Genomic DNA, 22,499 nt, shown 5'->3' on the forward strand with positions numbered 1-22,499 from the left:
GATGGAGCGCCGCCCCCTCATCGCCTCGTCGCGCATGTATAACGTGTCAGAGGGGGTTCGCCCCCTCTGGGATGCGCTCTTTGACTGGCTCGGCGCGCAAGCGCGCGTGCCGCTGACGATCGTCGCCCATGCCGCCCCCGCACCCCTCTCGGATCTGTGGGAGCGGCCCGATCTGGGCGCGGTCTTCATCTGCGGCTATCCTTTGGCCAAATGGCAGGGCCCGGCCCGGCCGGAGATCCTGGCAGCCCCGGTCGCGGATGCGCCCTGGGCGATGGAGGGGCCGAATTACGCCAGCCATATCATTGTCGCGAAGGACGGGCCGATTTCCGATCCGGGCCAGCTTGCCAGCGCGATCTGGGGCTGGACGGTGCGCGATTCGCAATCGGGCTATCACGCCCCCCGCGCCTTTTACGCCGCGCATTGGCCCGATCACCCGACCCCTTGGACGGTCGGCCCGCTGCTCAATCCGACCGGCGTCATCGAGGCCCTGCGCCGCGGCCGGATCGAGGTCGGCGCGATTGACGCCTATGCCTATAAGCTTCTCGAACTTCATGAGCCCGAGATGCTGGCCGGGGTCGAGGTGATTGCGACCAGCGCGCCAACGCCCTGCCCGGTGCTCGCCTGTGCCGAGGCAATCCCCGCCCCGGTGTCGCAGGCCTTGCGAGAGGCGCTCTTGCATGTGCATGACACGCCCGAGGGCCGCGCGCTGCTGGCGCCGCTAGGCCTTCGCCGCTTTGCCCCTGCCGATCTGGCCGATTACGCCCTGCTGCCCCGGCGCGCCACTGAGACCGATCAGAGGCTCGCGATATGGTAAGGAAGCCCTGTCCCGATGCCCGCCTCTGGGCCGACCCACCGAAAACTGAAAGGAGCGTCTGTTGATTTGGGTTCCGAAAAACATTCCCAGACTGGTCGATGCCGCGCTCGAGCATTTGTATCTCGTCTTCACCTCGGTCGGACTGGCCCTGATCGTCTCGCTGATCATCGGCATCTGGGCGGCGCGGCGGCCCAAGGCCTTCACCCCGATCATCCTTGTGACCAGCATTCTCTTTGCCGTCCCGGCGCTGGCGCTGTTTGCCATGCTGATCCCGGTCATGGGCATCGGCTCGCCCCCCGCGATCTTCGGACTTGCGGCCTATTCGCTGATGATCCTGATCCGGGGCATCGGGCTCGGCTTTCAATCCGTGCCGAAGGATGTCCTCGAGGCCGCGCATGGCATGGGCTACGGCACCTTGCGCCGGATCTGGGAGGTCGAGCTGCCGCTCGCGCTGCCCTATATCGTCGGCGGCATCCGCATCGCAGTCGTGACCTGCATCGGCATTGCGACGGTCGCGGCCTATATCAATGCGGGCGGGATCGGCGTCATCATCTTTCAGGGCATCGACCAGCGTTTCCCCGAAAAGATCATCGCGGGCGGTCTTTTGACCTCGGCGCTCGCTCTGTCCGCCGATTTCATCCTGACAAGTTGTGAAAAGCTGCTGCGTCGGCGCAGCGGGAGGCAAGCCTGATGGATATTGTTGAAGCCTTCCGCTGGATCGTCGAGAACCACGACGCCTTCTTCACCGCCTTCAACCGGCACCTGCTCATGTGCCTGTTGTCGCTTGGCATTGCGATCCTGATCGCGATCCCTCTGGGCTTTCTCGTCGCCCGCTCGCCCCGCGCGGCTTTCGTGACCACGAATATCGCAGGCGCGGCACGCTCGATCCCGAGCCTCGCCATTCTCGCGGCGGCGATGACGATCATGGGGATCGGGCTCTGGCCCTCGGTCATTGCGCTGATCGTGCTGGCGATCCCGCCGCTTCTTCTCAACACGATCATCGGCATCCGCGAGGTCGATCCGGCGAGCCTCGATGCCGCCAAGGGAATGGGGCTTGGCCGGTTCGAGACGCTCTGGCAGGTCGAACTGCCGCTTGCGGTGCCCTCGATCCTTGCCGGCGTGCGCACGGCGGCCATTCAGGTCATCGGCGGCGCGGCTTTGGCCTCTTTCATCGGCGGCGGCGGATTGGGCGATTTCATCAATATGGGGATCGCGATCATGGATATGCCCCGGCTTCTGGTCGGCGCCGTCCCGATTGCCCTTCTCGCCATCGCCACCGAACTCGGCTTTGGCTGGCTTGAACGCCATGCCGCCTATCGTCGCTGACAACAGAACACGGGTATTGAGATGATACGACTTGAACATGTCACCAAGATCTTCTCTGGCGCGCCGCGTCCTGCGGTGAACCAGCTTGACCTCGATATCGAGGCGGGCATGAGCGTGGCGATGATCGGCCCTTCGGGCTGCGGCAAGACCACGACCATGCGCATGGTCAACTGCCTTGAGACGCCCACGAGCGGCCGGGTTCTGGTCAATGGCAGGAACGTGGCCGAGACCGATCCGCGCCAGCTGCGCCGCACCATCGGCTATGTGATCCAGCAGGTCGGGCTGTTTCCGCATATGACGATTGCGCGCAATATCGCGACCGTGCCGCGCCTCCTTGGCTGGGACAAGGCGCGGATCGACCGGCGCATCGACGAGCTGCTGGAGCTCGTGAGCCTCGATCCCGCGATCATGCGCGACCGGCTGCCCCATCAGCTCTCGGGCGGCCAGCGTCAGCGCGTGGGCTTTGCCCGCGCCTTGGCCGCCGATCCCGATATCATGCTGATGGACGAGCCCTTCGGCGCGATTGATCCGATCACCCGGATCAAGCTGCAAGACGAGTTCCGTCAGATCCTCAAGAAGGTCAGCAAGACCGTCGTCATCGTCACCCATGACATCGACGAGGCGATCAAGATGGGCGACCGCATCGCGATCATGAAGGACGGCGAGCTTCTGCGCTATGACGCGCCCGACGCGATCCTTGCCGATCCGGGCAGTGATTTCGTGCGCGACTTCCTTGGCCCCGACCGCGCGATCAAGCGCTTGAGCCTGATCAATGTCGCCCGCATCATGACCCCGCCGCGGGCCATGCCGCATGGCGCGTCGATCTCGTCCGAGGCCAATCTGCATCTGGCGCTGTCCTCGATGATCGAGCGCAATCTGACGGGGCTCGACGTGACCGCCCCCGATGGCGCGATCATCGGCCATCTTCACCGCGACGCCATTCTGGATTGCCAGACCGCCTGAGTTCACCGGCGGATTGAGCGGCTCACCAAATAAAAACGCCCGCCAAGCAAATGCTTGTCGGGCGTTTCTGATGTAGAATCTAAGGAGAGGCGCTCACGGATAGCGATGCAGCGCCTCGACAAAGAGATCCTCGAAAGCCTGCGCATCGACGCCGGTGACGACGGTGCAATTGGGCTGACGTCCGGCGAGATGACGTTCGCTGACCGCCGCGAGCACCTGTCCCGCAGCCGGACCGGCCTCGGTCAGGATCGAGACATGCGCCTCGACGCTGGTGAAGATGCTGCGGTCGAGCATCCAGGCAATCGCGCTCGGATCATGCAGGCAGGGATCTTTCGAGCCGTAGTTGATCAGCAGATGCGCGACCTCGTCCGCAATCGGCGTGCCGATCTCTTGAACGCGGCGGATCATCTCGGCGCTGACCAGAGCCTGACGGGTCACGTCAAGGCCAAGCATGGTGATCGGAATGTCCGCCTCGAAGACGATGGCGGCGGCATGGGGATCGACGACAAAGTTGAACTCGCCAAGCGGGGTCGTATTGCCGGGGCAGAAGGCCGCGCCGCCCATCAAGGTGATCGCCTCGATGAAATTCGGCAGCTCCGGGTCAAGGATCAGCGCCAACGCGAGGTTCGTGAGCGGCCCGGTCGCGCAGATATGCAGCTTGCCCTCGGCCCGCGCGATGCGCGAGATCTCGTTGGCGGCGTGACCGCCCGCGAGCTCCATCACTGGCGGCGGCAGCGTGCTGCCCGCCAGCCCGTCGCTGCCATGCATGATCGAGACCCGCCCGCGCGAGGCCATGATCGGACGCGCGGCCCCGGCGTAAACCGGGATGTCCTGACGCCCGACCAGTTCGAGAATGCGGCGCGCGTTGTTCAGGCAGGGCGCAAGCCCGACATTGCCCGCAACGCAGGTCACGCCGATCATCTCGATCGCATCGCGGCGCCCCAGCGCCAGCAGCATGGCCAGCGCGTCATCCGCACCCGGGTCGCAGTCGTAGAGGAAGCGCAAAGCGGCCATTGTCAGTCCTTCAAGAAACGGGCCGCCTCGGGCGCCCAGCCAAAACGCACGGTCTTGCCGACCAGAGGCTCGCCGTCCTGAGCCGGTGCGCGCAGGATGATCTCCTGCCCGCCCGCATTCAGGATGACGCGCAGTTCCGAGCCGCCATAGACGGTTTCGGTGACCTGCCCCTCATAGGCGCCCTCGCCCAGAGTAATCGCCTCGGGGCGGATGACAAGCGCGCCCTCGGTGCCGTCAGCAGGCGTCGCGCCATGGATCGGCAGCGCGCCGAAGGGACCGTGAAGCTGACCGCCGCGCACCGTGCCGCGAATGATCGACGAGACGCCGATGAAATCCGCGACAAAGAGGTTTTCGGGCGTTTCATACATCGCCTGCGGCGTGCCGAGCTGGGCAATGCGGCCGTCATTCATCAGGCAGACCCGGTCCGAAAGCGCAAGCGCCTCTTGCTGGTCATGGGTGACGAAGATGATGGTCGCACCGGTCTCGCGGTGGATGCGCTTGATCTCGATCTGCATGATCTCGCGCAGCTTGGCGTCAAGCGCGCTCAGCGGCTCGTCCATCAGGATGATCGCGGGATCATAGACAAGGCAGCGGGCCAGAGCGACGCGCTGCTGCTGGCCGCCCGAAAGCTGGGTCGGCAGACGGCCCGCCGCATGAGCAAGGCCCACGGTTTCGAGCGCACGGGCGACTTTGGCCGCGATCTCGCTACGCGAAACCTTGCGCATTTTCAGCGCAAAGCCGACGTTTTCGGCAACCGTCATATGCGGGAACAGCGCATAGTTCTGGAAAACGACGCCAATGTCGCGCTTGTTCACCGGAGCATGGGTCTGGTCCTTGCCGTCAATGATGACCGAGCCAGCGCTCGGGTCCTGCAGACCGCAGATCAGTTGCAAAAGCGTGGTCTTGCCAGAGCCCGAAGGCCCAAGCAGCGTCAAAAGCTCGCCCTTGCGCACGTCGAGATCGACGTGATCCAGCGCGGTGGTCTGGCCATAGACTTTGGCCAGACCCCGAACCTGAAGCTTGATTTCCGGCGAATGGGGAGAAGCGGCGGACATGGAGGCAGGATTTCCTTTGGTCGCGGGAGTGAGAACAGCCGTTTGCATCTCAGCGCGGCCGTGATTTTTCGGCGATGACGAAGAGAACGGTCACCACGACGATGATGAAGACCGAGGCCGCGGCCAGGGTCGGCGAAATGCTCAGGATGATGTCATCCCACATCTGCTTGGGCAGCGTCTGCTTGACGCCCGCACCGACGAAAAGCGCGATGGTCAGCTCCTCGAAGGAATGCAGCAAACCGAAGAGGAAGGCCGCAATCGCGCCGCCGCGCACCAGAGGCACCAGCACCAGACGGATCTGCTGCCACCGGCTTGCGCCAAGCGTCGCTGCCGCCTGAATGAGACGCCAGTCCACCGCGCGGAAGGTCGTGAGCAGGATGACGAAGACCACCGGGATCGCCGAAAGCGTATGGCCCAGCACGATGCCGGTATTGGTGGCAATCAGGCCCATTTTCGCGAAAACGTAGAACAAAGCCACGCCGATCACGATATTCGGCACCACCATCGGCAGCATGAACGACAGGAAAATCAGCCCGCTCGCCTTATGCTTCGAGCGCGCCAGCCCGTAGGCCGCAAAGCCCGCAAGCAGCGTCGCCAGCACCCCGGTCAGGATCGCGACAATGGCAGAGCGCAAGGTCGCGCCAGTCCATTGCGCCGAGCCGAGATAGGTCTCGAACCAGCGCAGCGAGAAGCTTTTCGGCGGGAACTCAAGGAAGCTCGAGCCTGAGAACGCCATCGGCGGGAAGGCAAGAACCGGGATGATCATGATGATGATCACCAGCCAGACGAAGACGGTGAAGGCGCCACGGCCCAGACGGACCGGCAGGACACGGGCAATCGCATCGCTGATCGCAGCGCCGAGCTCAATGAGGATACCGCCGAAGAAGCCGACGATGCGCCCGCGTTTGACCGCGCCGCCAGATCCCGAAACCGCCGACATGCCGAAGACCCGGTCATAAAGCGCGATGGTGATCAGCGTCACCGCCAGCAGCAGCGCGGCGAGGGCTCCGGCAAGGCGCAGGTTGAAGAGCTTCTGGACCTGCGTGATCATCATCTGCCCGATCACGGTTTCATTCGGAGAGCCGAGCAGCGAGGGCGTGATGAAGAAGCCAAGGCCCATCACGAAGATCAGCAGACCGGCAGCGGCAACGCCCGGCATCGAGAGCGGCAGGAAGACGCGCCAGAAGGCCTGCGGACGGGTCGCGCCAAGGCTCATGGCCGCCGGGACCAGACGGTTGTCGATGGTCAGCATGGTCGGCAGCATGGTCAGGATCGCGATCGGCAGCATGGCATGGGCCATGCCGAAAACCACCGCGCCGCGACCGTAGAGCAGATTAAGCTCGGTCTCGAACCCGATGCCGGTCAGCAATTGCGCGACGATCCCCTTGCGCGCCAAAAGCACGATCCAGGCAAAGTTCTTGAGAAGCGGGCTCAGCCAGAAGGGCAAGAGCACCAGCCACATCGCCATGCGACGGCGGCGCTCCTCCATCCCGGCAAGCCAAAGCGCGATCGGATAGCCGATGAGCAGGCAGACCAGCGTCACCTGCGCCGAGATGACGAATGTGTTGATCAGCACCTTCACGTAAACGCCCGCCGAGAAAAGCTGGCGATAGACCGAAAGGTCGAAGGCGCCCGTCTTGGGGTCGATGAAGGATTGCCAGATCAGCGCGCCTGCCGGAAGGATCAGCAGCAGCGCCATATAGACAAGGCCGGGAGAGGAAAGCCAAAGGCTGTCGAACCCGGAACGCTTCCTTACCGGGAAGTTATTGGCGGAAAGATCAGCCATGGAAGTCCTGTTCTTTGCAAAAGGTGCCCCGCCGCGCCTGCGCGGCCGGGCTCCATCTGTCAGCAACTCGGCCCCGCCGAGGCAGGGCCGAAGGGTCGAAGAGATCCGTGCTTGGGCCTAGGGCTTAGCTCAGGATCCATTGTTCAAAGCGCTGGGTCAGCTCGTCCTGATGCTCGGCCCAGAAAGGCGCGCCCAGCAGGGTCAGGCCCTTGATATTGTCCGGCGCGGTCGGCAGCAGCTTGGCTTTTTCCGGCGGAATGAAGTCATAGGCCTTCATATTGGTCGGACCGCAAGCGAGCGCCGGAGTATAGGCGGCCTGACGCTCGGCATCGAGGCACCATTCGATGAATTTGCGCGCGAGATCGGCCTTGTCGGTGTTGCCCGCAATGGTCCAGCCGTCGATGTTGTAAAGACCGCCGTTCCACAGGATGCTCGCCGGCGCGCCTTCGTCGATCGCGGCTTGCGCACGGGTCGACCAGCTCGACATCAGATCGAGCTCGCCGTCTTTGAGAAGCTGGGTCGCATGGGCGCCCGAGGTCCACCAGATGTCGATCTTCGACTTGATCTTGTCGAGGCTCGCGAAAGCGCGGTCCACGTCGAGCGGATAGAGCTTGTCGAGCTCGACGCCATCGGCCAGCAGCGCCATCTCCAGCGTGGTGACCGGGCTGCGCCACAACCCGCGGCGGCCCTTGAAGCCATCGGTGTTCCAGAAATCGGCCCAGCTCGTCGGGACCTCTTTCACGGTGTCGGTGCGATAGGCCATGGCGAGCGCATAAATCGCGACGCCGACGAAATCGGGCTCGAAGTTGTTCGGGGTGAAATCATCGGGGTTCTTCACCTCGATATTCACCGGCAGCATATACTGGTCGCCCATTTGGCGCAGACGCAGAACGTGCTCGGGCGTCATCAGCGCCACGTCGAACAGTTTCGTGTCGGTGTCGATCGCCATCTTATATTGCGGGATCGGATCGGGCTCGTTGGTGTTCACCTGGATCGAGACGCCGGTCGCCTCGGTGAAGCTGTCGTAGAAGCCGAGCTTGAAGCCTTCGTAGAAGGCCCCGCCCATGTCACGGACCGTCAGGACCTCGCCTGCGAAAACGCGCGAACCCTTCAGGATGACCGGCGCCGCAAGGGCAGCCGCGGCCAGCCCCGTGCTGTTTTTCAAAAACCTGCGGCGCGAAAATTCCGTGCTCATTCACATCCTCCAGCTGTTGTATGAAGCTTTGTCGGCGCACATTTCCCATCCGACTGGCTTCGGTAAATTACAATTTTCCGTTCATCTGCTTTGGCGCAAGCGAAGCAGATAGCGCCGATCACCGGCAAAAGCGATCCACTGCCGCGCTCAACATTGCGTCACAAGCGGCAAGCTGGCTCTCGGCGATGAATTCATCGGGGCGGTGGCCCTGCGCCATATCTCCGGGGCCGCAAACAACCACTGGTAGATCAAGCGCTTGCGCGAAGAGCCCGGCCTCGGTCCCGAAACTGACCCGACATTCGGGCGTGCCCTGCGGCAGGCAAGCGGCGAAAGCGCGCACGGCCGGGGCCTCGGGATCGGTGGCGAGACCGGGGTAGCTGCCGGTCTGGATGATCTCCAATCCCGCCTCGGGAAATGCCGCCAGATGGTGCGACAGCGCGTTTTCCCCGGCCTTTTCGATCCGCGCGGCAAGGGCGCGAGAATCATCTGCGGCCATCATCCGGCATTCCATCAGCATTTCGGCGCGGTCCGGCACCAGGTTGACCACAGTCCCGGCGGTGAGCTTGCCGACATGGACGGTGGCATATGGGACGGAATAGCCCGCTTCGCGGGGGCCGGTGGCGGCGATCTCGTCTTGCAGGTCGCGCAAAGCCACGATGAAGTCACTGGCAACATGCAGCGCGTTCAGCGCAAGCGGCGCCTCGGCGGAATGGCGCGGCGTGCCGCGCGCGGTGACGCTGAAGGCCATCTTGCCCTTATGGCCCAGACAAAGCCGCATCGAGGTCGGCTCTCCGACCACGATCAGCTCGGGACGGATGCCTTGCGCGGCGATCTCTGCGATCATCGGTCGCACACCGACGCAGCCGATTTCCTCGTCATAAGAGATCGCGAGCCAGAGCGGTTTGGTCAGCGTCGCCGGAGTGGTCCGCTCGACCAGCGCCATAACCGCGGCGATGAAGCCCTTCATATCGGTGGTGCCGCGCCCGTAAAGCAGGCCATCCGCGCGGGTCATCGCGAAAGCCGGGCGCGTCCAGTCCTGCCCCGCCACCGGGACGACATCGACATGGCCCGAGAGCATCAGCCCGCCCTCCACATCCGGCCCCGGTTCGGGTCCAAGCCGCGCCAGCAGCGAGGTCTTGGTGCCGGTCTGGTCGGGAAAGCGCTGGCAGATCCCGCCCCGCGCCTCAATCGCGGCCTCAAGCTGGGCGATCAGCGGCAGGTTGGTGTCGGCGCTGATCGTCGGATGGGCGATCAGCCGTTCAAGCCAGAGTTCGGTGGGGGTCATGGCGCTGGTGCTCCTGCGCGGGGAAGATGGGGCAAAGACGGGAAAAGGCCCGGATCGCTCCGGGCCTGAAAACTGTCGCGAAACAGCGGGTTATTCGTCGCCCGGCACGCCATAAGACGGCGCGGCAGAGGGGTCGAGCGCGCGGGTGACGTAATCGCGGGCCTGCGGGCTATAGACCTCCCATGCGCGGGCGACGGCGGCGACGGGACAACCCTCGTCCAGCCAGTCGATGCGCAATTCGGCATAGGGCCAGCTCTCGCGGTCGACGATCAACAGCCCGGCCGAGCGCACCGGCCCCGCCTCGCCGCCCGCCGCAATCGCGGCTTGCAGCGCGGCAATCAGGCGATCACCCAAAGCGCCGGAGGTTTTCTCGAAGGCCGAGACCATGGCAGCGGGCACGCCGTCATGGGCGAGAAGGTTGCCGCCTGCCGCGCAATCGCGCCCGGTGGCCGAGGTCCAGATGCCAAGCGCCTTAGCGCCGGAATGGACGGCAACGCCGCCTTGCGCATCGACGGCGAGCAATTGGCGATAATCGGGGAAAGCGTCCTCGGTCGCGGCTTTGGCCACGGCTGCCGCCGCATCCGCGCCCTCTGCCAGTGCCGAAAGCATCAACGGCCCCAGCGCCGGATTGGTGACATTCTGGGTCGAGACCGCGCCGATCCCGGCCTCGGCCCAAGCGCAGCGGGCGGCCACGGCGGGCGAGGAAGAGGAAATCGCGACGCCGAACTGGCCGGTTTCTGCGCAACGGGCGACGATGGAAAAGGTCATGCGGGTCTCTCCAGTCGAAAGGGAAAGGCCGACCGGAGGCACCGGTCAGCCGAGGTTTGAAGGCGGGCGATCAGTCCGGGATGACGGCGGTCGCGTCGATCTCGACCAGCCATTCGGGACGCGCCAAGGCGACGACGACCAGCCCGGTGCAGACCGGATGCACGCCGCGGATATAATCGCCCATGGTGCGATAAACCGCCTCGCGGTGGCGCACATCGGTCAGATAGACCACGAGCTTCGTGACATGCTCCATCTTGCCGCCGCATTCTTCGACCAGCTGGCGGATGTTTTGCATGACCTTATGGGTCTGCTCGACCGGATCATGGCTCTCGATGTTCTTGGCGGTGTCGAGATCTTGCGGGCACTGGCCGCGCAGGAAGATCGTGGTGCCGCGCGCAACGACGGCTTGCGCCAGATCGTTGTCGAGGTTCTGCTCGGGGTAGGTTTCTTTGGTGTTGAACTTACGAATGCGGGTATGTGCCATTCACTGTCTCCGTGGGGTCAGGCAAATTTGAAAGGGGCGGCGCGCTTAACCGGCCAGAGCGGGCGCGTAGGACTTGTAGTGATCCTGAATGACGATGTGGTCGGCGACATGGCGCGCGTCATACCAGACGCCCCAGATAAAGCTGGAGCCACGGCCCGACAGCCAAGGCAGGCCAAGGAAATAGACGCCCGGCTCGGTCGAGACGCCTTGCTTGTGGCAGGGACGGCCCGCCTCGTCGAAGGCATTGACGCGCAGCCAACTGTAATCCGAGGAAAAGCCCGTGGCCCAGATGATCGTCGTGATACCGGCCTCGGCGAGATCGAGATCCCGGAGCGGGTTGGTCACGCAATCGACAGCGGGGCCAAGTTCGCGCGCGCCGGGTTCCTCGGGCAGATTGAGCCCATTCGCGGCGATATAGGCATCGGCCTCATCGAGCAGCGACAGATAGTTCTCGTCGCCGCGATCGAGGTTCTCGACCAGATCACCCGCGAAGGTGAGCTTGCCATCCGCATAGGGGCCGGTCTGGCCGACCAGAACCATGCCCTGCGCGGCAAGGCGGCGGAAATCGATGGTCTCGCCCCCACGCGCGCCGCTGACCGCGATGGTCACATGCTGCGTGCCCGGCGCCTGCACCTGCGCGTCCCATTTGCCCAAAACGCCCAGCCACCAGACGAAATCGCGGCCACGATAAGCGCGCGGCGGGCGGTCATGGGCGCCGACCGAAAGATAGACCTTGCGGCCCGACCGCATCAGCTCTTCGGCGATCTGCACGCCCGACGAGCCCGCGCCGACGACCATGACCGCACCCTCGTCCAGCTGGGCCGGATTGCGGTAGTCGCTCGAATGGATCTGCGAGATGCCCTCAAGCGCAGGGACCAGCGGCGGGATATTCGGCTTTTGGAAGGGGCCGGTCGCGGTCACGACATTCAGCGCCTCGAAACTGCCTGCCGTGGTCTCGACGCGAAAGCCCGGACGGCCCTCCAGACGCTCGACCAAAGTCACCTCGACGCCGCAGCGCACGGGCGCCTTGAATTTGGCGGCATAGGCTTCGAAATAATCCGCGACCCCTTCTTTCGGGACGAAATCATCGGGGCAGCCCGGAAAGTCGAGGTTCGGGAAGCTGTCATGCCAAGCCGGGCCATTGGCCACCAGCGAATCCCACCGCATCGAGCGCCAGCGCTCGGCAATCCGCCCGCGCTCGAGCACGATATGCGCGACGCCGTTGCGGCTGAGATGTTCGCTGGCCGCGACACCGGCCTGCCCTGCCCCGATGACCAAAGTGTGGATCTTTTCGACTGACATTCTTCCGTCCTTTGCTGGCGCGTCGGAAATGGCCAGTCGCCGACGCTGTTCGCTTTCGCTGTAGCGAAGGACTTGCTTTTGGAAAATTACGATTTCCTGCAGCACTGATTAGGACTAATGGAAGCAGTCACGACCAGAGGGACGGATATGCGCTTCACGCTTCGACAGATCGAATATTTCATCGCCACTGCCGAATCCGGCTCGATCAAGCTGGCGTCGGAGCGGATTTCCGTGTCGCAGCCCTCGATCTCGACGGCGATTTCGCAGCTTGAGGTCGAATTGGGCGTCCAGCTTTTCCTGCGCCGCCATGCGCAAGGGCTGTCACTGACGCCCGCCGGGCAGAAGCTGCTGGCGCAGGCGAAATCGGTGATCGAGCAGGCGCAGAACCTCTATACCGCGGCCTCTGAGGCGACCGAGCAGATCCGCGGCACGCTCTCGCTTGGCTGCCTCCTGACCTTCGCGCCCATGGTTTTGCCAGAGATCAGCCAGGGCTTCATGGCCGCCTATCCCGGGGTAAAAATCCGCCCGACCGTCGCCGATCATTCGATCCTGATGACCAAGCTGGAACGCGCAGAGATCGACGCGGCCTTGTCTTACAACCTGACGATTCCCGACGGGTTCGAGTTCACGCCTTTGGCCGAATTGCCGCCCTATGCGCAGGTGGCCGAAACCGATCCCCTCGCGAGCCGCGCCGAGGTTGGGCTTGCCGAATTGGCCGAGCGCGATCTGATCCTGCTCGACCTGCCCCATTCGCGCGACTACTTCCTTGGGCTTTTCGCGGCGGCGGGGCTGACGCCCAATGTCGCGGCGCAGATCCAGCATCAAGAGGTGATCCGCACCATGGTCAGCAGCGCCTATGGCTATGCTTTGGCCAATGTCCGGCCACGCAACAAGGCGGCTCTGGACGGGCGCAAGCTGGTGTCGCTGCCCTTAGCCGGCGAACATAAGGCCATGCATATCGGCCTGATCCGCGTCGGTCAGGCCAGCCACACCCGGCTGACCGGCACCTTCGAGACCTATTGCCGCGCGCTCATCAGCGATGGCTATGTGCCGGGCATGGACGGCCCGATCACGCGCGGCTCGGGTCTGGCTTAAGCGCAATCGCACTCACCGTGCGGCCTCGGCCCTGCCTTGCACCAAAGGCTTGCGCGCCATGGCCGCCGAAAGCGCGGCCTGCCAATCCGCCGCAGCGCCCGGGGCGAATTGCAGCATGACGGTGATGTCATTCAGCGCGGGCAGCTCGGCGGTTTGGGTGCGAAATCCGGCGGGCAAATCCATATCGACGAAAGGCGCGACGGCCAGACCTTGAGCAACAATGCCGCGCAAGGCCTCGATATTCGAGCTGGTATAGGCGATCTCATAGCGCCGCCCGATCCGGTCCAAGGCCTCGAGCGCGCGCTTGCGCATGATGCAGCCATCGGGAAAGAGCGCGAGCGGCAGAGGATCGGCCCGGTCGATCGCCGCCTGCCCGGCCATGGCCCAGACCACATCGGCGCGACGGATGAAAAGCCCGGGCTCGTGCTCATCCGCGCACGAGAGAAGCGCGAGGTCGAGCTTTCCCGCCAGAAGCAGCGGGCGCAATTGCTGGCTGGGCAGGCAGTTGAGTTCAAGCCGCGTTGCGGGAAAGGTCTCGCGGATCATCGCAAGCAGGTCCTGAACCAGCGTCAGATAATCATCCGGCGCCCCGATCCGCAGGCAAGCGGGCACCTCCGCCTGCGTGGCGCGAATGCGGATATCCTCGCAGATCGTCAGGATCCGGCGGGCATCACTGACCACGCTCGCGCCAAACTCGGTCAACATGAGCCGCCGTCCGATCTTTGCGAAAAGCGCGCGACCGAGATCATCCTCGAGCTTGCGCAGCTGCACGCTGACCGCGGCCTCGCTGCGCGCGACGATCTGCGCCGCCCCCTTGCAGCTTCCGCTGTCGGCAAAGGCCACCAGAGCGCGCAGCTGATCGAAACGCGGCGGGTTCATCGCATCCTTTCGATTTCCTCAAGTGTTTCCCCAATTAAATTAGATTGTCCTGAAAATCAGCGTCCTACAAGCTTCGATGAGGGGCCATGCCAGATCATGGCAACCGGATCGAACCGCAAAAGGAGCGGAAATTGTCGTTGAAAATCAGAAAGACGATCGCCCATCTCGAAGAGGTCCACCGCGAGCTTGACCGACCGGTCGAAGGCCGCAAGCTGAAAGCCGCCGTGGGCATCATCCTGACCAATGAATTCGCCGGACGCTATGTCGAGGACCTGTCGCCCCTGATCGCCGCCGGGGCCGAGGTCGGCGAGGCGCTGGTCACAGAGCTCGCGGCGCTTCTGGGCGAGCGGATCGCGGAGGTCTCGGCCTATGGCAAGGGCGCGATCGTGGGCGGGCGGGGCGAGCTTGAACATGCCGCAGCGCTCATCCATCCGAAATTCGGCGCGCCGGTGCGCAAGCGCCTTGGCCGGGGGCCTGCGATCATCCCCTCGACCAAGAAATTCGGCGGGCCGGGCTCCTCGATCACCGTGCCGCTGACCAATTGCGACGACATCTGGCAATTCGACGAAATGGATGCGCTCGAGATCACCTGTCCCGACGGGCCGCGCGAGGATGAGCTGTTTCTGGTCCTCGCCGTCGGCATTGGCGGGCGTCCCCTCAAACGGGTGAAGGTCTGATGTTCAAGGCGATCATCCTGCTCAAGCGCCGCGACGACCTGCCCGAGGCCCAGTTTCGCGACTGGTGGCTGAGCGGCCATGCCCCTTTGGTGCGCCAGCTACCGGGCCTGCGCAAGGCCGTCTTCAACCTGCTGCACGAGGCGCCCTATGACGGGGTCTCCGAGCTCTGGTTCGACAGTCAGGCCGATTTCGAGGCGGCCTATGCCACGGAGGCAGGCAAGGCGGTTGCGGCCGATACGCTCGCCCATGTCTCGGCGCGCATCCGTATGCTGGCCGAAGAACATGTGATCGTCGGGGCCTGAGCCGCCGCGATCCAAACCTGCGGACTGGATCGGGCCGCGGCCCCTGATCCAGCCCGATCCGGCCGATGGTCCTGCCGTCCCGTTCAAGCGGCTTGATCCGGCCCCGGCGCAGCCCCGGCCCAAGACCGGGGACCGCCCAAGACCGGGGACCGCCCAAAGCCGCAGCGCTACGCTGTCGCGCATCACGACCATGAGGCCCAGCCTCATGCAGACTTCATATTGGCTTACTGAAAAATAATGAAAAACAGGGAGACTATGATGAAGAAGATACTTGCATTCACCACCGCTCTGGCCAGTTTCTCGCTGGCTGCGCAAGCGGAAGAGATCAACGTCGTCTCCTGGGGCGGTGCGATTGCCGCCGCCCAGATGGAGGCCTGGCACCGCCCCTACATGGCCGAGACCGGGGTCAAGATCAATTCGATCGACGCCGACAACCCGGCCACGCCGATCAAGGCGCAGGTGGAATCGGGCAATGTCACCACCGATATTGCCGATGTCGAGCCTTCGGATCTGACCCGGCTGTGCGACGAGGGGCTGATCGAACCCCTGCCGATCGACGAGCTTGCCGACGGGATCGACGGCTCGAAAGCCCGCGCCGATTTCATCGAGGGCGGGCTTTATGACTGCGGCGTCGGCGTGCTGGTCTATTCGACCATGATCGCCTATCGCACCGATAAAGTGCCCGCGATGGCCTCTTCGGCGGATTTCTTCGACCTCGAAAAGATCCCGGGCAAGCGCGGGCTGCGCAAAGGCGCGAAATTCGCGCTGGAACTGGCGCTGATGGCCGATGGCGTGCCGCCCGCCGAGGTCTATGCAAAGCTGGCGACCCCGGAAGGCGTCGACCGGGCATTTGCCAAGCTCGATACGATCAAGAAGGACGTGATCTGGTGGGAGGCCGGGGCCCAGCCGCCGCAGCTTCTGGCCGATGGCGAGGTCGTCATGTCAACCGCCTATAACGGGCGGATCTTCAATGCAGTGATGGCCGACAAGAGCCCCTTCGCGATCCTGTGGGACAATCAGATCCTCGACTTCAACCTTTACGTCATCCCGAAAGGCGCGCCGAACAAGGATGCGGCCTGGACATATATCAAATGGATGAGCACAAGCCAGCATCAGGCGGATCTGGCCAAATTCATCAGCTACGGCCCGCCGCGGAAATCCGCAGCCCCGCTGATCGGGCTTTACAAGGACGGCAAGACCGAAATGGCGGAAAACCTGCCGACCAATCCCGAATATCTCAAGACGGCGCTGACCTCGAATGTCGAATTCTGGGCCGATCACGACATCGAGCTGACCCAGCGTTTCAACACCTGGCTTTCAAACTGAGCGCTTAGACCGAAGTGAAAGGACCGATGCGCGACCCTCCCCTCGGGTCGCGCATCGGCAGCCCCGGGCGGCAAGGTGCGCGCGACGCAACCCTGATCGCCGCCCGAGGGATCACAAGATCAGCTTCTCCATCAGCCGCTTCATTTCGGCAGCGACCGTGAAGCTGTCATCCTGATGCTGGCGGCGCGCGAAGAGCTCGCCGCTCCACCAGCCGACATAGCCCGTCGCCTTGACCGCATCGACCCAGTCCTGCAGAGGCAACACGCCCTCTCCGGTCGCGACATTGCGCAGCGCGGCCTCATCGGGAAGCCCGCCCGCATGGGCCAGCGAGTCGCAGACATGGACGCCGTAGAGAATGTCCTTGTCGAGTTTCGCGATCCGCTCCGGCGTATCGCCCGAGACATAGGCATGCCAGAAATCGACCACCATGCGGATATTCGAGCGATCGGCGCGCGAAATCAGCTCGACCTGATCCGAAATCGTATTGAGCGGGCACCAACCCAAAGCCTCAAGATAGACCAGCAGCCCGCGCTCGGCAGCGAGATCGGCGAGCCGCGCCAGATTGCGCGCGGTGATCGCCATCTGCTCGGCGCGCAGGAGCCCCAAGACGCCCGTATAGCCCTCGACCGGCAGGCCTTGGCCGTGGCGCTGCACGGTGGCAAGACTGACCGGCCCGGTCAGGACCTGAACGCCCTTCGCCCCGGCAAGCTCGGCCAAGGCAAACAGCGCCTCGGCATCGGCGATCAGGCTCGCCTCATCGGTGCCATGGCGCTCGATATCGAGCAGAAAGCCGATGCCCGGGATGGTGAAGGGGCGCAGCCGCGCGGCAAGTTCGGCCTCGGACCAGCCCGCCGCCAGAAAGGCACGCATCTTGGCCCCCGAGAGCTCGATCCCGTCGTAACCGAGTTCTTGCGCAAGCCGCAGATCCAGCGCCATCGGCGCATCCTTGGCAATCAGCGAATGCAGCATGATCTGCTGGCGCCGAGCTTGCGGCTGGGAAGCATTGGGCTGGGGAGCATTGGGCTGGGGGGAATTCATCGGCCTCTCCTTCTGGATCCACCAATCATCCCAGCCTCGCGCCCGCGCGGCAATTGCGCATCCGCAAGCTTTCCCGCGCAGAGCGGCGCAGCCAGTGCGCCAATTTGCGTCAGGACTGTGAGGGTTGCGAAATTGTCAGCCGCCCCTCTCGCGGCCTTAATCCGGGGCGACAACAGGACGGGAATGCATCATGGAACTGGCGGATTATGTGATCGTGGGCGGCGGCTCGACCGGCTGTGTGCTGGCCTCGCGGCTCTCGGAAGACGGCGATGCGCAGGTCATCTTGCTGGAAGAAGGCCCGCGCGACCGCAATCCCTACATCCATATTCCCGGTGCCTATTACAAAACCGCGCAAGGCCCGCTCCTCAAGCGCTTCCCTTGGGAGCCGACGGATGCGCAAAACCGCGCCGAGGCCCCGACCATGGTTCAGGCCAGCGTGCTTGGCGGCGGCTCTTCGGTCAATGCGATGATCTATATTCGCGGCAATCCCGACGATTACGCCCAATGGGAGGCGCTTGGCGCGACCGGCTGGAGCTATCTCGATGTGTTGCCCTATTTCCGCAAGGCCGAGAACAACAACCGCTTTTGCAACGAGGTCCATGCGACGGGCGGGCCGCTTGGCGTCTCGGACATCGACCATATCCACCCGCTGACCCGCGCCTGGTTGCAGGCCTGCCAGCAAAAGGGGCTGCCGCTGAACCCGGATTTCAACTCGGGCGATCAGGCGGGCTGCGGGCTTTACCAGATCACCGCGCAAAACGGCCGCCGCAGCAGCGCGGCCGTGGCCTATCTCAACCCGGCGCGCAAACGCGAGAACCTCTCGATCCGCACCAAGGCGCGGGTCCTGCGCGTGCTGGTCGAGGGCGGCCGCGCCACCGGGGTCGAGGTCGTGCAGAACGGCAAGACCTCGATCATCCGCGCGCGGCGCGAGGTGATCCTCTCAGCCGGGGCGATCAATACGCCGAAACTGCTGATGCTCTCGGGCATCGGCCCCGCCGCCGAGCTGGAGCGTCACGGCATCAAGGTGGTCCAAGACCTGCCCGGCGTGGGGCAGAACCTTCAGGATCACATCGAGATTTCCTTGGTTTATCAGCTCAATGGGCCGCATAGCTACGACAAATACAAGAAGCTGCATTGGAAGGCTTTGGCCGGGCTCGACTATCTGCTGTTCAAGGGCGGACCGGCCTCGTCGAACCTGATCGAGGGCGGGGCTTTCTGGTGGGCCGATGCCGCCGAGACCCATCCCGATATCCAGTTCTTCATGGTCGTCGGCGCCGGGATCGAGGAAGGGGTCGAGGCCGTGCCGGGCGGCAATGGCTGCACGGTCAACCTTGGCCAAATCCGCCCGCGCTCGCGCGGAGAGGTCCGCCTGAACAGCGCCGATCCCGCCGATTTCCCGCGCGTGATCCCGAATTACTTCAAGGATCCCTATGATCTCGAGGCGATCACCGATGGCACGATGTTCGCGATGGAGGTGATGGAGCAGCCCGCGATTTCGCGCTACGTCGCGCGCCGCCACCTGCCCGAGGCCGGTCCTCTGACCCGCGATGCCGTGCGCCGCTTTTGCCAGACGACCGCCCATGCCGCGCTCCACCCTGCGGGAACCTGCCGCGCGGGCAGCGATGAGATGTCCGTGGTCGACCCCAAGCTGCGCCTGCACGGGATCGAGGGGCTGCGCGTCGCCGATGCCTCGATCATGCCGACGCTGATTTCCGGAAATCCCAATGCGGTTTGCATGGTGATCGGCGAAAAGCTGGCCGATCTGATGCGCGCCTGAGCGGGTTTCCGCGCCTTTGCGTCAGACTGCGTCAGGCGATAGAGAGGTGCGAAATCGCAGGACCTCCCCCTGCCCGCTAGCCTTTCCTTGCGCGGTCTTTCGCGTAAGGAGAGGAGAACATATGCAAAAGATATTTCTGTCGCTCGGGCTGATCGGCATCGCCGCCAGCGCGGCCTTTGCCGGCGAAGAGCCTTTGACCATCGAGCGCGGCGACAAAAGGATCGCCGCGATTTTGAACCTGCCCGACGGCGTTGAAAACCCGCCGGTCGTGCTGATGATGCACGGCTTTACCGGCAGCAAGAACGAATTCGACATGGCCGGGGGCAAGACCGGGCTCTTCACCTATATGGCGGGCCAATTGGCCGAGGCCGGGATCGCCTCACTTCGCATTGATTTCACCGGCTCGGGCGAAAGCTCGGGCGAATGGGCGAAGACCACCTTCACCGGCCAGATCGCGGATGCGGTCGATGCCTTCGATTTCCTTCAGACCCTGCCCAAGGTCGACGGCCATCGCGTCGGCATCCTTGGCTATAGTCAGGGCGGCATGGTTGGCGCCCATCTCGCGGGCGCCCGTCCCGAGGCCAATGCGGTCGTGCTCTGGGCGCCGGTGACCAATCCGATGGTGACCTATACGACGATCATGGGCGCGGAAAAGATCAAAGAAGGCCTTGCCGCCGCCGAGGATGCGCCGGTGACCGCCGATCTATCCTGGGGTGGGCAGACGACGCTCAATGGCGCGTTTTTCCATGAATTGCCGCTGGTTTCGGCGGCGGGCGCGATTGCGTCCTATCGCGGTCCCTTGCAGGTGATGGTCGGCGCGAAGGAAACCATCGTCGCGCCCCAGCCCACCGCCGGTAACCAGCTTCTGCGCTATCACGACGGGCCCGAGCGGCTGGTCTTGCTCGATTCCGATCACGATTTTGGCGCCGAGACCTCGCCCGATCTGGTCAAGACCGAGCTCGCGCCCAAAACCGTTGAATGGTTCAAGAGCAATCTCTGAGCGCGCGGTCAGGCCCTTTCGGGGGCCTGACCTCTTTCTCTCAGCCCGCCAACGCGCGCACGCGCGCGGCGGCCTCGGCCAGACGTGCCGCCGAAAGCGTGCCGTCCTCGACCGCCGCCACGATCCGGTCGCGAATGGCGGGCAGATGGTTCTCCGCCGACAAAAGCAGCAGATCCGCGCCCGCATTCAGCGCCTCGACCGCCGCTGTCGGCACGTCACGCTGACCGCGCAACGTCCCGATCGCGTCGAGATCGTCGCTGACGACCAGCCCGGTGAAGCCGAGATCGCGCAGGCTGGCGATGGTTTTCCCAGAGAGCGAGGAAGGCATGTCGGGATCGAGCGCCGGAACCAGCGCCGGGCCGGTCATCACCGCGCGTCCCCGCGCCTCGATTGCCGCACGGAAGGGCAAAAGTCCGCGCTCCAGCGCCGCTTTGTCATCGGTGACCGTCGCGATGTCGATGGCCGGATCGCCGTCAATGTCGTGATGGCCGGGATAGTGTTTCGCGACCGAAATGATCCCTGCCCCTTCGACGCCGCGGATATAGGCCGAGGTGATCCGCGCAACCTCGGCGGGATCGGCGCCAAGGTGACGGCCCTCGAGCCAGGGGTTCGCGCCGCTCACCACATCGAGGACCGGCGAGAGAAACATCGAGACCCCGATCTCGCGCGCGGCTTGGGCGACCTCAGCCGACAGCGCCTCGATCTCGGCGTCGGGCATGCGGTGAAGCGTCGCGCGATCGGGGAATTCCGGGACCAGAGCGTGCAGCCGCGCAATGCCCGCAGGCTCTTGATCGAGCGCGATCAGCGCGCGCCCGGCCCGGCGGCGGACCTCGCCGATCAGCGCCTTGAGATCATCGGCGGTTTCCGTGGCGCGGCGCGTGTCGGACATGCGGCGCGCAAGATATTCCTCGCGGGTTTCGCCGATCAATAGCGCGACCCCGCCCTCGTCGAGATAGCGCGCAAGCGGCTCGGTCAGCGTCAGATCGCCAATCGCGGGCAGCAAAACCGCATAGGCATCGGTTGAAATCGTCATGTGAGAGGTCCTTTGATGAGATTGGCGCCAAAGCCGCGCTCTTGCAAAAGCGTGGCCAGATCCTCGCCCTCGGCGACGGCTTTGGCGATTTCAGTGGCGGGCTCGGTGCCCAGAAGGGCGGCGAGCCCGGCAATCAGCGTCTCGGGCGCGTCCAGATTGGCCGCGCAAGCCGCAGGCGCGGCGGTGATCCCCGCGACGCAGCGGGTCGCAAAGAGGCGCGCGGCCTGTTCGATCATGCCAAAGCTCGTCAGCAGACAATGCGCAATCAGCGGCTCGAAGGCATTGCGCTGCAACTGCCCGGCCTCGGCGGCCATGCCGACCGAGACATCCGCCCCCGCGACATGAAAGGCGACCTGATTGACCATTTCGGGAATGACCGGATTGGATTTGCCCGGCACCAAAGGCGAGCCCGGCTGAACCGAAGGCAGCACGATCTCGCCAAAGCCGCCGCGCGGCCCGCTGGAGAGAAGCCGCAGGTCATTCGCAATCTTGGCCAAGGTCACGGCAATCCCCCGCAGCATCGAAGAAAACTGCACGAGTTCGGCAGGGTTCCACGCCGCCGAGACCAGATTATCGGCCCGGCGCAGCGGCAACTCGGTCAGCCGCTGCAATTCGGCGATCACGGCCTCGGCGAAATCGGGCTGAGCGGTCAGCCCGGTCCCGACCATTGTCCCGCCGAGATTGAGCCCGGAAAGCCCCTGCGAGATCGGCCAGATCCGCGCCGCCTCGGCCCGCAGCGCGGCGGCAAAAGCGCCGAATTCTTCGCCCAAGGTCATCGGCACGGCGTCTTGCAGATGGGTGCGCCCAAGCTTGAGGATGCCGCCGAACTCCTGCGCCTTGCCGGCAAAAGCCCCCGCAAGCTCCAAGAGCGCGCGCTCTAGCTGCGGCGCGCCCTGCATCAGCGCGATGCGCAGCGCGGTGCTGTGGACATCGGTCGTCGATTGCGAGCGGTTGACGTCGCGGATCGGGTGGAGATGCTGATACTGGCCGCAGGCATGGCCCATGAGCTCGAGGCCCCGGTTCGCGATCACCTCATTGAGGTTCATATGCCCCGAGGTGCCGCCGCCGCCCTGAAAGACATCGACCAGCAGATGGGCCGCGTGCTGGCCCGCCAAAAGCTCGTCGCAGACCCGCCCGATCACCTCGGCCTTGCGCGCAGACAGCTTGCCCAGCCGCTGATTGGCCTGCGCCGCCGCCTTCTTGATCAGCGCCATCGCGTGGATCAGGGGCGCCAAGGTGCTGATGCGCACCCCCGAGACCGGGAAGTTCTCGAGCGCGCGCAACGTGCTGATCCCGTAAAGCGCCTCGCCCGGCAATCTGCGACTGCCGAGTTCATCGGTTTCGGTGCGCGTCCAGGAGGAGCCAGCGGAACTCATCAGC

22 protein-coding genes are annotated in these 22,499 nt (G+C 64.4%); 10 read left to right on the forward strand and 12 right to left on the reverse strand.

The window, feature by feature from the left end:
- Nucleotide 1 precedes the first annotated feature (1 nt).
- The 4 genes from JCM7686_RS09090 to JCM7686_RS09105 all read left to right on the forward strand — a co-directional run bounded on the left by JCM7686_RS09090 (nucleotide 2) and on the right by JCM7686_RS09105 (nucleotide 3,103).
- Nucleotides 2-814, forward strand: coding sequence for a phosphate/phosphite/phosphonate ABC transporter substrate-binding protein (locus JCM7686_RS09090; RefSeq protein ID WP_020950564.1), 813 nt, complete (start codon nucleotides 2-4; stop codon nucleotides 812-814).
- 61 nt (nucleotides 815-875) lie between these two features.
- On the forward strand, nucleotides 876-1,505 hold the full coding sequence (locus JCM7686_RS09095) for an ABC transporter permease (RefSeq protein WP_020950565.1): 630 nt from the start codon (nucleotides 876-878) through the stop codon (nucleotides 1,503-1,505).
- On the forward strand, nucleotides 1,505-2,140 hold the full coding sequence (locus JCM7686_RS09100) for an ABC transporter permease (protein WP_020950566.1): 636 nt from the start codon (nucleotides 1,505-1,507) through the stop codon (nucleotides 2,138-2,140). The genes JCM7686_RS09095 and JCM7686_RS09100 overlap by 1 nt, the downstream gene beginning before the upstream one ends.
- 21 nt (nucleotides 2,141-2,161) lie before the next feature.
- The gene (locus tag JCM7686_RS09105) at nucleotides 2,162-3,103 is read left to right on the forward strand and encodes an ABC transporter ATP-binding protein (protein WP_020950567.1); all 942 of its coding nucleotides are present in this window, start codon (nucleotides 2,162-2,164) and stop codon (nucleotides 3,101-3,103) included.
- 93 nt (nucleotides 3,104-3,196) lie between these two features.
- Here the strand turns inward: JCM7686_RS09105 and JCM7686_RS09110 are convergent, their stop codons facing one another.
- From JCM7686_RS09110 to JCM7686_RS09145, 8 genes are all read right to left on the reverse strand, one after another.
- Nucleotides 3,197-4,117, reverse strand: a complete 921-nt coding sequence (locus JCM7686_RS09110) for a nucleoside hydrolase (RefSeq protein ID WP_020950568.1) — start codon at nucleotides 4,115-4,117, stop codon at nucleotides 3,197-3,199.
- Between the two features lie 2 nt (nucleotides 4,118-4,119).
- Complete coding sequence (locus tag JCM7686_RS09115) at nucleotides 4,120-5,172, reverse strand: ABC transporter ATP-binding protein (protein WP_020950569.1); 1,053 nt, start codon at nucleotides 5,170-5,172, stop codon at nucleotides 4,120-4,122.
- 49 nt (nucleotides 5,173-5,221) lie between these two features.
- Nucleotides 5,222-6,958, reverse strand: coding sequence for an ABC transporter permease subunit (locus JCM7686_RS09120; protein ID WP_020950570.1), 1,737 nt, complete (start codon nucleotides 6,956-6,958; stop codon nucleotides 5,222-5,224).
- A 124-nt stretch (nucleotides 6,959-7,082) separates the two neighbouring features.
- Nucleotides 7,083-8,153, reverse strand: a complete 1,071-nt coding sequence (locus tag JCM7686_RS09125; protein WP_020950571.1) for an ABC transporter substrate-binding protein — start codon at nucleotides 8,151-8,153, stop codon at nucleotides 7,083-7,085.
- A gap of 118 nt (nucleotides 8,154-8,271) precedes the next feature.
- Entirely contained in the window at nucleotides 8,272-9,438 is a 1,167-nt protein-coding gene (gene argE, locus JCM7686_RS09130) for an acetylornithine deacetylase (RefSeq protein WP_020950572.1), read from the reverse strand.
- Between the two features lie 90 nt (nucleotides 9,439-9,528).
- Nucleotides 9,529-10,206: a DUF1028 domain-containing protein gene (locus JCM7686_RS09135; protein ID WP_020950573.1), complete on the reverse strand. Its 678-nt coding sequence runs from the start codon at nucleotides 10,204-10,206 to the stop codon at nucleotides 9,529-9,531.
- A gap of 70 nt (nucleotides 10,207-10,276) precedes the next feature.
- Nucleotides 10,277-10,690 carry a RidA family protein gene (locus JCM7686_RS09140; protein WP_020950574.1) on the reverse strand — a complete coding sequence of 138 codons (414 nt, stop codon included), beginning with the start codon at nucleotides 10,688-10,690 and terminating at the stop codon, nucleotides 10,277-10,279.
- 45 nt (nucleotides 10,691-10,735) lie between these two features.
- Nucleotides 10,736-11,992, reverse strand: a complete 1,257-nt coding sequence (locus JCM7686_RS09145) for a flavin-containing monooxygenase (RefSeq protein ID WP_020950575.1) — start codon at nucleotides 11,990-11,992, stop codon at nucleotides 10,736-10,738.
- Between the two features lie 147 nt (nucleotides 11,993-12,139).
- On the opposite strand from JCM7686_RS09145, the gene JCM7686_RS09150 reads away from it, so the two are divergent.
- Nucleotides 12,140-13,087 carry a LysR family transcriptional regulator gene (locus JCM7686_RS09150; protein ID WP_020950576.1) on the forward strand — a complete coding sequence of 316 codons (948 nt, stop codon included), beginning with the start codon at nucleotides 12,140-12,142 and terminating at the stop codon, nucleotides 13,085-13,087.
- Between the two features lie 12 nt (nucleotides 13,088-13,099).
- On the opposite strand, the gene JCM7686_RS09155 is transcribed toward JCM7686_RS09150, so the two are convergent.
- The gene (locus JCM7686_RS09155) at nucleotides 13,100-13,966 is read right to left on the reverse strand and encodes a LysR substrate-binding domain-containing protein (protein ID WP_020950577.1); all 867 of its coding nucleotides are present in this window, start codon (nucleotides 13,964-13,966) and stop codon (nucleotides 13,100-13,102) included.
- A gap of 131 nt (nucleotides 13,967-14,097) precedes the next feature.
- Here JCM7686_RS09155 and JCM7686_RS09160 point away from each other — a divergent pair, with 131 nt between their 5' ends.
- The 3 genes from JCM7686_RS09160 to JCM7686_RS09170 all read left to right on the forward strand — a co-directional run bounded on the left by JCM7686_RS09160 (nucleotide 14,098) and on the right by JCM7686_RS09170 (nucleotide 16,271).
- Nucleotides 14,098-14,643: an amino acid synthesis family protein gene (locus JCM7686_RS09160; RefSeq protein ID WP_041527767.1), complete on the forward strand. Its 546-nt coding sequence runs from the start codon at nucleotides 14,098-14,100 to the stop codon at nucleotides 14,641-14,643.
- Nucleotides 14,643-14,945 (forward strand): EthD family reductase, encoded by a 303-nt coding sequence (locus JCM7686_RS09165; RefSeq protein ID WP_020950579.1) that lies wholly within the window; start codon nucleotides 14,643-14,645, stop codon nucleotides 14,943-14,945. Before JCM7686_RS09160 ends, JCM7686_RS09165 begins: the two co-directional genes overlap by 1 nt.
- Nucleotides 14,946-15,203: 258 nt before the next feature.
- On the forward strand, nucleotides 15,204-16,271 hold the full coding sequence (locus tag JCM7686_RS09170; RefSeq protein ID WP_020950580.1) for a polyamine ABC transporter substrate-binding protein: 1,068 nt from the start codon (nucleotides 15,204-15,206) through the stop codon (nucleotides 16,269-16,271).
- 111 nt (nucleotides 16,272-16,382) lie between these two features.
- Here JCM7686_RS09170 and JCM7686_RS09175 read toward each other — a convergent pair whose 3' ends face one another.
- Nucleotides 16,383-17,309 (reverse strand): sugar phosphate isomerase/epimerase family protein, encoded by a 927-nt coding sequence (locus tag JCM7686_RS09175; RefSeq protein WP_020950581.1) that lies wholly within the window; start codon nucleotides 17,307-17,309, stop codon nucleotides 16,383-16,385.
- Between the two features lie 190 nt (nucleotides 17,310-17,499).
- On the opposite strand from JCM7686_RS09175, the gene JCM7686_RS09180 reads away from it, so the two are divergent.
- Both JCM7686_RS09180 and JCM7686_RS09185 read left to right on the forward strand, forming a co-directional pair.
- Nucleotides 17,500-19,086: a GMC family oxidoreductase gene (locus JCM7686_RS09180; RefSeq protein WP_020950582.1), complete on the forward strand. Its 1,587-nt coding sequence runs from the start codon at nucleotides 17,500-17,502 to the stop codon at nucleotides 19,084-19,086.
- A gap of 121 nt (nucleotides 19,087-19,207) precedes the next feature.
- Entirely contained in the window at nucleotides 19,208-20,086 is an 879-nt protein-coding gene (locus JCM7686_RS09185) for an alpha/beta hydrolase family protein (protein WP_020950583.1), read from the forward strand.
- A 40-nt stretch (nucleotides 20,087-20,126) separates the two neighbouring features.
- Here JCM7686_RS09185 and JCM7686_RS09190 read toward each other — a convergent pair whose 3' ends face one another.
- Both JCM7686_RS09190 and JCM7686_RS09195 read right to left on the reverse strand, forming a co-directional pair.
- Complete coding sequence (locus JCM7686_RS09190; protein WP_020950584.1) at nucleotides 20,127-21,119, reverse strand: glycoside hydrolase family 3 N-terminal domain-containing protein; 993 nt, start codon at nucleotides 21,117-21,119, stop codon at nucleotides 20,127-20,129.
- Nucleotides 21,116-22,495: an aspartate ammonia-lyase gene (locus tag JCM7686_RS09195; RefSeq protein WP_020950585.1), complete on the reverse strand. Its 1,380-nt coding sequence runs from the start codon at nucleotides 22,493-22,495 to the stop codon at nucleotides 21,116-21,118. The genes JCM7686_RS09190 and JCM7686_RS09195 overlap by 4 nt, the downstream gene beginning before the upstream one ends.
- Nucleotides 22,496-22,499 lie beyond the last annotated feature (4 nt).

The sequence above is a fragment of the Paracoccus aminophilus JCM 7686 genome (assembly GCF_000444995.1).
GTDB lineage: Bacteria > Pseudomonadota > Alphaproteobacteria > Rhodobacterales > Rhodobacteraceae > Paracoccus > Paracoccus aminophilus.

What these genes read in the sequence shown, in the direction of transcription:
- JCM7686_RS09120 (WP_020950570.1), bottom strand. Translation starts at nt 6,958, where the DNA reads ATGGCTGATCTTTCCGCCAATAACTTCCCGGTAAGGAAGCGTTCCGGG.
- JCM7686_RS09180 (WP_020950582.1), top strand. Translation starts at nt 17,500, where the DNA reads ATGGAACTGGCGGATTATGTGATCGTGGGCGGCGGCTCGACCGGCTGT.
- JCM7686_RS09185 (WP_020950583.1), top strand. Translation starts at nt 19,208, where the DNA reads ATGCAAAAGATATTTCTGTCGCTCGGGCTGATCGGCATCGCCGCCAGC.
- JCM7686_RS09145 (WP_020950575.1), bottom strand. Translation starts at nt 11,992, where the DNA reads ATGTCAGTCGAAAAGATCCACACTTTGGTCATCGGGGCAGGGCAGGCC.
- JCM7686_RS09150 (WP_020950576.1), top strand. Translation starts at nt 12,140, where the DNA reads ATGCGCTTCACGCTTCGACAGATCGAATATTTCATCGCCACTGCCGAA.
- JCM7686_RS09190 (WP_020950584.1), bottom strand. Translation starts at nt 21,119, where the DNA reads ATGACGATTTCAACCGATGCCTATGCGGTTTTGCTGCCCGCGATTGGC.
- JCM7686_RS09170 (WP_020950580.1), top strand. Translation starts at nt 15,204, where the DNA reads ATGAAGAAGATACTTGCATTCACCACCGCTCTGGCCAGTTTCTCGCTG.
- JCM7686_RS09125 (WP_020950571.1), bottom strand. Translation starts at nt 8,153, where the DNA reads ATGAGCACGGAATTTTCGCGCCGCAGGTTTTTGAAAAACAGCACGGGG.
- JCM7686_RS09090 (WP_020950564.1), top strand. Translation starts at nt 2, where the DNA reads ATGGAGCGCCGCCCCCTCATCGCCTCGTCGCGCATGTATAACGTGTCA.
- JCM7686_RS09115 (WP_020950569.1), bottom strand. Translation starts at nt 5,172, where the DNA reads ATGTCCGCCGCTTCTCCCCATTCGCCGGAAATCAAGCTTCAGGTTCGG.
- JCM7686_RS09195 (WP_020950585.1), bottom strand. Translation starts at nt 22,495, where the DNA reads ATGAGTTCCGCTGGCTCCTCCTGGACGCGCACCGAAACCGATGAACTC.
- JCM7686_RS09165 (WP_020950579.1), top strand. Translation starts at nt 14,643, where the DNA reads ATGTTCAAGGCGATCATCCTGCTCAAGCGCCGCGACGACCTGCCCGAG.
- argE (WP_020950572.1), bottom strand. Translation starts at nt 9,438, where the DNA reads ATGACCCCCACCGAACTCTGGCTTGAACGGCTGATCGCCCATCCGACG.
- JCM7686_RS09135 (WP_020950573.1), bottom strand. Translation starts at nt 10,206, where the DNA reads ATGACCTTTTCCATCGTCGCCCGTTGCGCAGAAACCGGCCAGTTCGGC.
- JCM7686_RS09100 (WP_020950566.1), top strand. Translation starts at nt 1,505, where the DNA reads ATGGATATTGTTGAAGCCTTCCGCTGGATCGTCGAGAACCACGACGCC.
- JCM7686_RS09140 (WP_020950574.1), bottom strand. Translation starts at nt 10,690, where the DNA reads ATGGCACATACCCGCATTCGTAAGTTCAACACCAAAGAAACCTACCCC.
- JCM7686_RS09105 (WP_020950567.1), top strand. Translation starts at nt 2,162, where the DNA reads ATGATACGACTTGAACATGTCACCAAGATCTTCTCTGGCGCGCCGCGT.
- JCM7686_RS09175 (WP_020950581.1), bottom strand. Translation starts at nt 17,309, where the DNA reads ATGAATTCCCCCCAGCCCAATGCTCCCCAGCCCAATGCTTCCCAGCCG.
- JCM7686_RS09110 (WP_020950568.1), bottom strand. Translation starts at nt 4,117, where the DNA reads ATGGCCGCTTTGCGCTTCCTCTACGACTGCGACCCGGGTGCGGATGAC.
- JCM7686_RS09155 (WP_020950577.1), bottom strand. Translation starts at nt 13,966, where the DNA reads ATGAACCCGCCGCGTTTCGATCAGCTGCGCGCTCTGGTGGCCTTTGCC.